The 11,486-nt window shown below is 53.7% G+C and carries 7 protein-coding genes; 4 read left to right on the top strand and 3 right to left on the bottom strand.

Annotated elements, in window-relative coordinates; all coding sequences use genetic code 11:
* Nucleotides 1-304: 304 nt before the first annotated feature.
* Nucleotides 305-2,731, bottom strand: a complete 2,427-nt coding sequence (locus tag A8O25_RS06745) for a DUF4982 domain-containing protein (protein ID WP_066832482.1) — start codon at nt 2,729-2,731, stop codon at nt 305-307.
* A 376-nt stretch (nt 2,732-3,107) separates the two neighbouring features.
* Between A8O25_RS06745 and A8O25_RS06740 the strand changes: the two genes are divergently transcribed.
* The 4 genes from A8O25_RS06740 (at nt 3,108) to A8O25_RS06725 (ending at nt 8,227) form a co-directional block, all read left to right on the top strand.
* Nucleotides 3,108-4,205: a LacI family DNA-binding transcriptional regulator gene (locus A8O25_RS06740; RefSeq protein ID WP_206598661.1), complete on the top strand. Its 1,098-nt coding sequence runs from the start codon at nt 3,108-3,110 to the stop codon at nt 4,203-4,205.
* Nucleotides 4,206-4,259: 54 nt separating this feature from the next.
* The gene (locus A8O25_RS06735) at nt 4,260-5,897 is read left to right on the top strand and encodes a sodium/sugar symporter (protein ID WP_066832479.1); all 1,638 of its coding nucleotides are present in this window, start codon (nt 4,260-4,262) and stop codon (nt 5,895-5,897) included.
* 88 nt (nt 5,898-5,985) lie between these two features.
* Nucleotides 5,986-7,155: a galactokinase gene (locus tag A8O25_RS06730; RefSeq protein ID WP_066832476.1), complete on the top strand. Its 1,170-nt coding sequence runs from the start codon at nt 5,986-5,988 to the stop codon at nt 7,153-7,155.
* Nucleotides 7,156-7,201: 46 nt separating this feature from the next.
* A complete protein-coding gene (locus A8O25_RS06725) occupies nt 7,202-8,227 on the top strand; it encodes a UDP-glucose--hexose-1-phosphate uridylyltransferase (RefSeq protein WP_066832639.1) in 1,026 nt (341 codons plus the stop codon).
* Between the two features lie 399 nt (nt 8,228-8,626).
* Here A8O25_RS06725 and A8O25_RS06720 read toward each other — a convergent pair whose 3' ends face one another.
* Nucleotides 8,627-9,985 carry a sensor histidine kinase gene (locus A8O25_RS06720; RefSeq protein ID WP_066832473.1) on the bottom strand — a complete coding sequence of 453 codons (1,359 nt, stop codon included), beginning with the start codon at nt 9,983-9,985 and terminating at the stop codon, nt 8,627-8,629.
* Nucleotides 9,975-11,357: a sigma-54-dependent transcriptional regulator gene (locus tag A8O25_RS06715; RefSeq protein WP_066832470.1), complete on the bottom strand. Its 1,383-nt coding sequence runs from the start codon at nt 11,355-11,357 to the stop codon at nt 9,975-9,977. The genes A8O25_RS06720 and A8O25_RS06715 overlap by 11 nt, the downstream gene beginning before the upstream one ends.
* Nucleotides 11,358-11,486: the final 129 nt, after the last annotated feature.

The following is an 11,486-nucleotide window of genomic DNA, read 5'->3' as shown; positions in this document are numbered from 1 at the left end:
ATATAATTTAATGGTGAAGCTGTTTAGAGTCTTCTGTTTTATGCATGGCGCAAGTGTCCGCATGTGCCTTAAGGGTAGAAAGACCACCTATTTCTGGGCTGTTTTCTGAAAAGTAGCCCTAAAACGGCGCACAAGCGGACGCTTGCGCCAGATAAACCCTTACAAATAGGAAAAGGAAAAATTCTAAACAGGTTCGGTTTAGAGAAGCTCCTCTTCTTAGAAGGAATTTCTGTTTTGGGGCTGTTTTTCAAAAAACAGCCCCAAAACAGCTTACTCTACCCGCAACAGAGCAGCAAATCTATGGTTAGTTAACAGACGTCAAATTCACCTTCGCGGTCTGCAGGCCTTTGCCTTTCACAGTAAGCTCCAGGTTGCCGGCCTGGTCTGTAGATTGCACCAGCACTACCAGCTTGCCGCTGAACAGCTTCATGGTGGGCAGATGGAACTGCTCCAGCGAAGTAGGGTCCCCGTTGCAGGCGGCGCGGTAGGCACCTTTGCCTTTCACGGTGAATTTCAATTGATCGGTGGCCGTGGGGCACGGGTTTCCGTTTTTGTCTACCACTGAGACTGTCACAAAAGAAATGTCTTTCCCGTCGGCAGAGATTTGGGTGCGGTCTGGCTGGAGCACGAGTCTGTGCGGTTTACCGGCGGTCTTTATTTCCCGGGTGGCGGCGGGCTTGCCGTCTTTGCCATAGGCCACCACTTTGACCGTGCCGGGCTCATATTTCACGTCCATCCACATGAGGCGGTAGCGGTTCTGCGGGGTGGCGGCGTGCTTTTTCTGGATGCCCATGCTTTTGCCGTTCACAAACAGCTCGGCGCTGTCATAGCTAGTGTACACAAACACCGGCGTGGTCTGGCCTTCGCGGCCTTCCCAGTTCCAGTGCGGCAGAAGGTGCAGGGTTTCGTCCTGCTTGTTCCAGCGGCTGCGGTACAGGTAGAAACGGTCTTTGGGCAGGCCGGCCAGATCATTGATCCCGAAGTATGAGCTGCGCGACGGCCACTTGTCATCATACGGCGTAGGCTCGCCCAGGTAGTCAAACCCGGTCCAGACAAACTCGCCAATAACCCAGGGTTTGTCATCCTGCAGCACAAAATCATCATCTGGCAGGTTAGACCAGCTGCAGTACTCCAGGTCATAAGACGAGCTCTGGAAATCTGGGTACTGTTTCTCTATCGCTTTTTCCACCGGAAACTTGTAAATGCCGCGGGAGCTGACAGTGGAAGCTGTCTCTGAACCCAGAATGAAACCCTGCGGGAAAGCCTGGTACGCCTCCTCATACAGGTGCACCCGGTAATTCAGCCCCGGCACTTCCAGCAGCGCACCAAACCCCGAGGCCATGGTGGCTTTCACCTGGTCCATGCCCACGGTTACCGGACGGGTAGGGTCTTCGCGGTGGAAGATATCCTGCAGCCATTTGGCCCGCTTCACCCCCTCGGCGCCCCACTGATCGGGAACCTCATTGCCCGAGCTCCACATCACAATAGACGGATGGTTGCGGGTGGCGTGCACCAGGTTCACAATATCTTTCTCGGCATACTCCTCAAAGAAGCGGTTGTAGCCGTTCTGCACCTTGGGTTTGGCCCACTCGTCAAAGCTTTCGGCCAGGAACAGGAAACCCATTTCATCGGCCAGTTCCAGTTGCTCCATAGAAGGCATGTTGTGCGCACTCCGGATGGCATCACAGCCCATGTCCTTCAGAATCCGGAGCTGGCGGCGCAGGGCGGCTTTGTTGACGGCGGCCCCCAGCGGCCCCAAATCATGGTGCAGGCACACGCCTTTAAACTTGCGCACTTTCCCGTTCAGGCTGAAACCCACGTTAGGCTTATAGCTGATCTCCCTGATCCCGAAGCGGGTAGACACCTCGTCTTTCAGCTCGTTGCCCACATATAGTCTGGTAACCGCAGTGTACAGATAGGGCGTCTCTGGACTCCAGAGCTGTGGCTGGGCCACCGCAATATTCTGCTCAAACTCCTTCCCGAAACGCTGGCCTGTACTGTCTGCAGCCACAGTTTTGCCCCGCGCATCCAGAATCTGGGTGACCAGCCGGATATTGCCACCCGTTGCTTTGGTCTTGATGTTTACTTTGGCCTGCTCGGCCGAAATAAAAGGTGTGGTAATGTAGGTGCCCCACTGGTCAATGCTCTCCGGGTTTTTCACCACAATCTGCACCTTGCGGTACAAGCCCGCCCCCGGGTACCACCGCGAGGACAAGCCCTGGTTCTGCAGCTGCACGGCCAGCGTGTTCTTCTGCCCCTCCAGCACCTGGCTGGTGATGTCAAAGTAGAAGTAGTTGTACCCATAAGCCCATTCCCCCACTTTCTGCCCGTTCAGGTAGACCCGGGGCTCACTCATGGCACCTTCAAACACAATGAGCACTTTCTGGCCTTTTTTGTAGTGCGGCAGGGTAAACTGGTTGCGGTACCAGGCCTCGCCAATGTACGGCAAGGCCCCGGTTCTCCCGGTTTTCTCAGAGGGCACGTTCTCGCCGTTCTGCTCAATGGCTACTACCTGCTTGTCTATCTCCTTGTCAAATGGGCCGTAAATGGCCCAGTCATGCGGCACGGTAACGGTTTGCCAACCTTTATCATTGAAGTTAACCTGGTACGCCTGTTCGTTCCTGCCTTTTTTAAACTTCCAGTTATGCTCCAGCTCTGTCACCACCCTTCCCTGCGCCCAGGCAACTTGTGACACCAGCAGTAGCCATAAAAATAAGAATCTGTTACTCATACAACTCATTTATAGAAAGGAAGCCACCACCCCCACACGGCACGGTCACTTACTTTATTTGATACCCAGCCACGCAGTTTCTACGGCCCCTCAAGTCTTTTGCCGGAGGCTGCGGCTATTTGTTTCTGGTTTTAGCTCTACGCAGTAGTGCCTCTGCCTAATGTACTGGTGTAGGCGCGGCGCCAATACGTAATCGATTGCGCTACATAATTAAGACTTCTGCGCAAAAAATCCTAGGCTCTCCAAAATCTGGTTTAAGAAATAAGCAAATCTCATTCTCACCTTGAACCCAGTAGTACAAATAAGAAACCATTACAGCTTAATATTTTTCATTTTCCTAAAAATTATTCAAAAGCAAACCTTGCATAGGTCAAGAATGCGTTTCTATATTTACGTAATCGATTACGTGAACATGAGCCGCACTACCATCCATGACATCGCCAAGGAGTTAAACACAACCGCCGCCACGGTGTCGCGCGCGCTCAATGACCACCCCTCCATCAGCGCCGCCACCAAGCAGTCTGTCAGGGAAGCCGCCCAGAAGCTGAACTACCAGCAGAACCGTGTCGCCTCCTCCCTGCGCCTGGGCAGGACCAACGTGCTGGGCGTGGTGATCCCCAGCGCCGACATCAGCTTCTTCGGATCAGTCATCCACGGCATTGAGAAGGTGGCCAAGGCCCACGGCTACAACGTGATCCTGTTCCAGACCAACGAGCAGTATGAGGACGAGGTGCAGGGAATCAAAACCCTGCTCCAGTCAAACGTAGACGGCATCATCGCCTCCATCTCCAAGGAGACCACCAACTATGACCACTTCCGGGAGGTCAAGGACCGCAACATACCCCTCATCCTGTTTGACCGCGCCATTGACAGCCTAGGAGTTTCAACGGTGGTGATTGATGACTACAAGGGGGCCTTTATGGCCACTGAACACCTTATTTCCCAGGGCTATACCCGCATTGCCCACATTTCAGGGCCGCCGCATATCCAGATTTTCCATGACCGGCTGCGCGGCTACGTAGACGCGCTGGCCGCCCATCATATAAAAGTAGACGAAGACCTGATCACCTACGGCAAGGTGTCCATTGACTCTGGCCGCTCCTGCGCTGAGCAGCTGCTCCAGCTTCCTAACCGGCCAGACGCCATCTTCGCGGTGGAAGACTTCACGGCCCTGGGGGCGCTGCAGGCTATCAAAGAAAGCCCGTGGCACCGGCCAGGCGAAATTGGGCTGGTGGGCTTCGCAAATGAAGCATTCAGTGCCTACATCACCCCCAGCCTCACCACCATTGATCAGCAGACGGCCCTCATGGGGGAAGAGGCCGCCAAGATTTTCATGGAACTCCGCCAGAATACCACTGTCACAGAAACGGCACCGCAAAAGGTGGTTTTAGAACCCTTACTCATTGCGCGTCAATCTTCTACGCGGCCAAAGCCGAAGAAAAAAAGCCTAAAAGCTTCTACTATAGCACCCTGATTTTACCCTTACACCAACTAAACAAACCAACATCATCTGTAACATTAACCTAGTATGGGATTAGAAACAATTGACTACGTTATTTTCCTGGCGTATTTCCTGATTGTATCCGGCTACGGATACTGGATCTATAGACGCAAGAAGAGCGACCAGCTGGACTCCAAGGATTTCTTCCTGGCTGAGGGTTCCCTCACCTGGTGGGCCATTGGTGCCTCGCTGATCGCCTCTAACATCTCTGCTGAGCAGTTCATTGGCATGTCGGGCTCCGGTTTCGCCATGGGGCTGGCTATTTCCACCTATGAGTGGATGGCGGCCGCCACGCTGATTGTGGTGGCGGTGTTCTTCATTCCCATCTACCTGAAGAACAAGATTTACACCATGCCCCAGTTCCTTTCGCACCGCTACAATGACTCAGTGAGTACCATTATGGCGGTGTTCTGGCTCCTGGTGTATGTGTTTGTGAACCTGTCTTCTATCCTGTACCTGGGGGCGCTGGCCATTGAAACCATCTCGGGCATTGACTTCTACTACTGCATGATAGGCTTGGCCATCTTTGCGATCTTCATCACCCTGGGGGGCATGAAAGTAATTGGCTATACAGACGTGATTCAGGTATTTGTGCTGGTATTGGGCGGTCTGGCTACCACGTATCTGGCGCTGGACCTGGTGTCTGACAACTTAGGCGGCGGGGGTATCTTTGACGGCCTGGCGCATTTACGCAAAGAGGCCGCAGACCATTTCAGCATGATCCTCTCTGAGGGCGAAATCATGATCCCGAACGGCGAAGGCGGCACCCGTGACGCCTATATGGACTTACCGGGCTTGTCTGTTCTCATTGGCGGTATGTGGATCATCAACCTCAACTACTGGGGCTGCAACCAGTACATTACCCAGCGCGCCTTGGGTGCCGACCTGAAAACTGCGAGAAGCGGAATCCTGTTTGCCGCCTTCTTGAAGCTGCTAATGCCTATTATTGTGGTGTTACCCGGTATTGCCGCATACGTTCTGCACAAGAACGGCATGTTCCAGGCAGAAATGGCCAATGAACTGGGCCATGTGAAACCAGACCATGCCTATCCGGTGCTGTTGAACCTGCTTCCGGTGGGTCTGAAAGGCCTTTCTTTTGCCGCTTTGACGGCTGCCATTGTAGCCTCATTGGCCGGGAAAGCCAACAGTATCTCCACCATCTTCACCCTTGACATCTACAAGAAGTTCTTCAATAAAAACGCCTCAGAAACCAGGTTGGTAAACTTTGGCAAGTTAACGGTAGTGGCGGCGTTCATCATTGCCCTGATTGTGGCGCCGGCGCTGAGAAACCTTGACCAGGCGTTCCAGTACATTCAGGAGTACACCGGCTTCATCTCACCGGGGGTGTTTGCCATCTTCGCATTGGGCTTCTTCTGGAAACGCACTACCTCTTCGGCCGCCCTGGTGGCCGCCGTGCTGACTATTCCGCTTTCCACCTTTCTTAAGTTCCAGTTCCCAGAGATACCGTTCATTGACCGCATGGGCATTGTGTTTGTGATCCTCACCGTGCTGATGATCATGATCAGCTTAATAGACCCCAAAGGCAAGAACAACCCCAAAGGGCTGGAAATTGACGCCAGCATGTTCAAACCGAATACATCTTTTACCATTGGCGCCGTACTCATCTGCGGTATTCTGGTGGGGCTGTACACCATCTTCTGGTAATTTCTGTCAATTGGCCATCTAAAAGGGGCAGATGTGGGTATAACTAGATGGCAGATCTGCCCCCAAAACTTCTATTCCTACTAAAACTATGGTTCAGGACATTGTAACTAAATTCAAAGAACTGTATAAAGCCGAACCGGTGGTAGTGCGTTCCCCGGGCCGCGTAAACCTTATTGGCGAACACACAGACTACAATGAGGGGTTTGTGCTGCCGGCCGCCGTGAACAAAGAAATCTACTTCGCCCTGGCCCCCAACGGCACCAACAGCCTGCGGGCTTATGCTTTTGACCTGGAAGAATCTGCCGAGTTCGACCTCAACCAGGTGCAACCCTCTGACATTGCCTGGGCCAACTACCTGCTGGGCGTGGTGGCCCAGCTCCAGAAAGCCGGTTATGAGGTGAAAGGCTTTGACGTGGTGTTTGGCGGCAATGTACCCATTGGGGCGGGCATGTCCTCCTCGGCGGCGGTAGAATGCGGTCTGGCCTATGGGCTGAACTACCTCTTCGCCTACGGCATAGAGAAGTTCAAGCTGGTAAAAATGGCCCAGAAGGCCGAACATGAATACGCCGGCGTGATGTGCGGCATCATGGACCAGTTTGCCAGCATGTTTGGCAAGCACAACCACGTGGTGAAGCTAGACTGCCGTTCGCTGGAGTACCAGTACTACCCGTTCAACATTGAAGATTACCGCATTGTGCTCTGTGACACCCAGGTGAAGCACTCCCTGGCCAGCAGCGAGTACAACACCCGCCGCAAAGAGTGTGAGACCGGGGTAGCCATTCTGCAGCAACATTACCTGCAGGTAAAAAGCCTGCGTGATGTGAACCTGGAAATGCTGCAGCGCCACCAGCCCGAGTTTGACCCGGTAGTGTACAAGCGCTGCAAATACGTGGTAGAAGAGAACCTGCGGGTTGAAGAAGCGTGTGCTGATCTGGAGCGGGGTGATCTGGAAGCCTTCGGGCAGAAGATGAACGCCTCGCACCAGGGCCTGCAGCATGACTACGAGGTGAGCTGCCCTGAACTGGACTTTTTAGCAGATGCCGCTAATAAATCAGGCGCAGCCCTGGGTTCGCGCATGATGGGCGGCGGCTTTGGCGGCTGCACCATCAATCTGGTGAAACTGGAAGAGCTGGACAATTTCACCGCCCAAATGACCTTAGCCTACCAACAGCAGTTCGGGATAAAATTAAAGACCTACGTGGCGCAAATTGTGGATGGCAGCAGCCTGGTTCCGGTTGATTTTAGCAAAAACAGCTGATAAACAGAAAACCAGATTCTCCTTCACCCCTTCTACCTTTGAAACTATGAGCACCTTTGATTTAACTGATCACTCGCATAGAAGATACAACGCCCTCACCGGCGAATGGGTATTAGTATCGCCGCACCGTTCCAAGCGCCCGTGGCAGGGCCAGCAGGAAAAACCGGCGCAAGAAACAAGGCCCCAGTATGACCCCACCTGCTACCTTTGCCCCACCAACACCCGCGCCAACGGCGAAACCAACCCAGACTACCAAAACACGTTCGTGTTTGTGAATGATTTTGCCGCGTTGCAGGCAGATTCCCCGGCGGGCTCCTACAGCAAGGGCCGCCTTCTCAAAGCCGAAAGCGAGCGCGGCATCTGCAAGGTTATCTGCTTCTCGCCCCGCCATGATTTGACGCTTTCTGACATGGCCGTGGAGGACATCAGGAAAGTAGTGGACCTGTGGCAGCAGGAATACCTGGAGCTGGGCGCGCTGGACTACATCAACTACGTGCAGATCTTCGAGAATAAGGGCCAAGTGATGGGCAGCAGCAACCCGCACCCGCACGGCCAGATCTGGGCACAAAGTTCCGTGCCCGTGGAACCTGCCAAGGAATCTGCGCAACAGCTGGCCTACTACCAGGAAAACGGCCGCAGTTTATTGGCAGATTACGTGCAGCTGGAGCTGGAGGAGAAAAGCCGCATAGTACTGGAGAATGAGCACTTTATGGCGCTGGTGCCGTTCTGGGCGGTATGGCCGTTTGAGACCATGATTGTCTCTAAGCGTCATTTCCAGCACCTGGGCCAGATCACTGACCAGGAGAAAGACGGCTACGCCGAGATCATGAAACGCCTCTCAGCCGTGTATGACAGCCTGTTTGAAATTTCCTTCCCTTACTCAGCCGGCCTGCACCAAAGCCCCACTGACGGGCAGGAGCACCCGGAGTGGCACTTCCACATGCACTTCTACCCGCCGCTGCTGCGCTCGGCCACCGTCAAGAAATTCATGGTGGGCTACGAGATGATGGGCAATCCGCAACGTGACATCACCCCAGAAAGCGCCGCCGAGCGGCTGAGAAGTTTATTGTAATACTTTCCTGTTTTCGGCCTGTTTTTCAGAAAACAGCCTGAAAACGGAAAAAGAAACAGCCCTCACAGGTTTTGAAAAACCTGTGAGGGCTGTTTCTTTTATTGAGGCTATTTCTTTGTTGTGCGTAGAGTTAGCGGCGGCGCTCTACACACCAGGCAGATAACCAATCTCCTGATTGGTGTTTAGCTGTAGCAGGTGCTGTAGACACAGACGCTCGCAGGTCCTCCAGACGCTACAAGGTCTTTTGAGTAGGCGACGTTGGGTAGGCAAGTGCTTGGTACCTACCCCTCCCAGGAGGGGAATTACCAGCTGGAGTATTAATTTGCGTTTTGGAGCTGTTTTCTGAAAAGTAGCTCCAAAACGCATTTGCAATCTTCAACAGTAAATCACAGACAGGACCTAAAAGACAAGCGTAAACCTGGTTCCTTCGCCCTCCTTAGACGCCACTTGAATGGCACCCTTGTGCAACAGCATGATGTGTTTGGCCAGGCTGAGCCCAATACCGGAGCCGTCTTTGTGCGAGGTGAAGAACGGGATGAAAATGCTCTCCAGCAGCTCTTCCGGGATGCCGGTGCCATTGTCCTGCACCTCAATCACAGCTTTGCCGTTCTCTGCGGGGTAGGCGCTCAGCCTTATCTTGGGCTCTGCTTTGCCTTGCACCGCCCGCTGCGCATTCAAGACCAGGTTGATCAACACCTGCTCCAGCAAGTTGACATCACCATGCAGCGTAAGGTCGGGGGAGGAGATGGCATACGTTACCGCCACTCCTGACTCCTGCAAACGCGCACGCATAAGCCCGTCAATGCTGCTGAACAGCTCCTGCACGTAAACGGTGGTGCGCAACACCTGCTGTGATTTATTCAGGTTCCGGTAGAAGTGGGCGAAGCGCAGCAGTCCCTCACTCCGCTTTTTGATAATAGAAATGCCTTCCTCGGTGTCTTGCAGAAGTTCCTGGTTGGGCTGCACTTGCCCCTGGGCGGCATAGTCTTCCCTATCAGATTTCAGAACTTTTTCCAGCGAATCGGCCAGGGAGGCGATGGGCGCTACCGAGTTCATGATCTCATGGGTCATGACTCTCAACAGCTTTTGCCAGGCCTCCGTTTCGGCCTGGTCCAGGGTGGAACTCACATTTTTAAAAGCCACCAGCGTGAGCTGCCTGCCCTGAATTTTGAAGGAAACCGAGGTCAGCAATAACTGTGAGGCACCAGCGGGTAGTTTTAATTTGTGGAGCCTGTTCTCATTGGGTGGCAGTTCCAGCACCGCCTGGTACAAATCTGGGTATCGGGTCTCTAAGCCTTTGAGGCTTTTGAGGTACGGAATGCCCAATATTTCTTTGAAGGCCTTGTTGCTCCACTCCACCTCCCCTTTTTGGTCAAAAGAGAGAATGCCCGTATCTATGAGCTGCAGAATGGTCTGCATGTAATGCAGCTGGGCCTCTTTCTCTATCTGCAGCTGCTTATAGGTGCTACTGATCAGGTTAAAAGCCTGGTGCAGGTCCCGAAGCGAATGATTCACGTTGTGCTCCCCAAACTGCTGGGAAAAATCACGCTGTTTCACGGCCAGCAGAAACCTGGCCAGCTCCCGGTTACTGCGGGTCACATAACGAGCCATCTCCCACAACTGGATTCCCATCACCAGCACCCCGGTAAACACCTGCAGCCAGGTGAACTGCACCAGGTAGTGCAGGGTCAGGTACCCAACGCCCAGCAGCAGCACAAAGCGGACCAGCAACCCTAATTCCAGTCTCTTAAATATCATGCTTGTTCAGCCTTCTATAAAGGGCGGTGCGGGTAAGACCCAATTCTTTGGCAGATTTGGAGATGTTGCCGTTGTTGCGCTCAATGGTCCTCCTGATGGTTTCGCGCTCAATTTCACTTAAAGGCAAAGGGGCATCTGGAAAGACCGCGGCGGCCGTCTGTGCCATGCCCCCCAGTTCCATGGGAGAAAAGGTGAAGTCTTGGGGTTGCAGCACGTTGCCTTCGGCCATGATAATGGCCCGTTCTACGGCGTGCTGCAGCTCCCGTATGTTCCCGGGCCACTTGTGCTGTTCCAGTTTGCGTAAGGTGGCGGGCGCGAGGTCAGGCACGGGTTTGTGGTTCTTCTGGGCGTACAGCTGCATAAAGTGGCGCGTCAGCATCTCCACATCGCCGTGGCGGTCACGCAGGGGCGGCAACATGATCTCTACCGTGTTAATGCGGTAAATAAGGTCTTTGCGGTATTCATTGCGGGAAGCCATCTCATAAAGCGGCGCGTTGGTGGCCGAGATGAGCCGAATGTCTACGGGTACGGGAGTATTAGAACCCAAAGGCACCACCTGCCGGTTCTGCAGCACCGTTAGCAGTTTGGCCTGCTGGGCCAGGGAAATATTGCCTATTTCATCTAAGAACAGCGTGCCGCCAGAGGCCGCCTCAAAACGGCCTGCGCGGTCTTCTTTGGCGTCTGTAAACGCGCCTTTCTTGAACCCGAACAACTCGCTCTCAAACAGGGTGTCTGTGAGCGCGGCCACGTCAACGCTCACAAAGGGCTTCCCAGACCTGAACGACTTCTGGTGCAGCGCCTGCGCCACCAGTTCCTTGCCCGTTCCGTTCTCACCCAGAATCAGCACATTGGCCTCAGTGGGCGCAATTTTCTCCAGCTTATACAGCACCTCCTGCAGCGCGTCTGACTGGCCCAGAATGGCGAGCGATCCTGCTGATGCTGCCCTGCCCGCTTTCCCGGCCGCTCCTTTCTGTTTGTTCAGCCGCGCCTGCAACGCCTGGTGAAGCGTTTCCAGCAGCTTGTCATTATGCCACGGCTTGATGATGAAATCATATGCGCCTTCCCGCAGTGACTTTACCGCCAGTTCCACATCGCCGTAGGCGGTAATGAGAATAACGGTGGCCTCTTTGTCTTTGGCCAGAATCTGCCGAAGCCAGTACAGTCCTTCATTGCCCGTGTTCAGGGCACTTTTGAAGTTCATGTCCAGAAATATGACATCAAAGGTCTGTTTGCCCAGCAGGGCCAGCAGGTTGTCTGGGTTCTTCTCCGTGATTACTTCCTTTACTTCGGGCCGCAACAGCATCTTCATGGCGAAGAGTACGTCACTCTCATCATCTACCACCAGTACGCGCGCATTCTTATTCGCAGCCATAGGGAAATCTCATTTTAATCTTTGACTGATTCTGCCTGCCAGTGAATGCCAGTGGCTTTGGTCATGCCATGCCAACTTCAGAAAGTCTGTTTTTCTGTTTGGAAATTGGGACCGAAAAGCCAGAACTAC

Origin of the sequence: Rufibacter ruber (genome assembly GCF_001647275.1) — a bacterium.
Taxonomy (GTDB): Bacteria; Bacteroidota; Bacteroidia; order Cytophagales; family Hymenobacteraceae; genus Nibribacter; species Nibribacter ruber_C.
The sequence above is the reverse complement of the archived record's forward strand: the minus strand, read 5'-3'. Positions and strand labels throughout refer to the sequence as shown.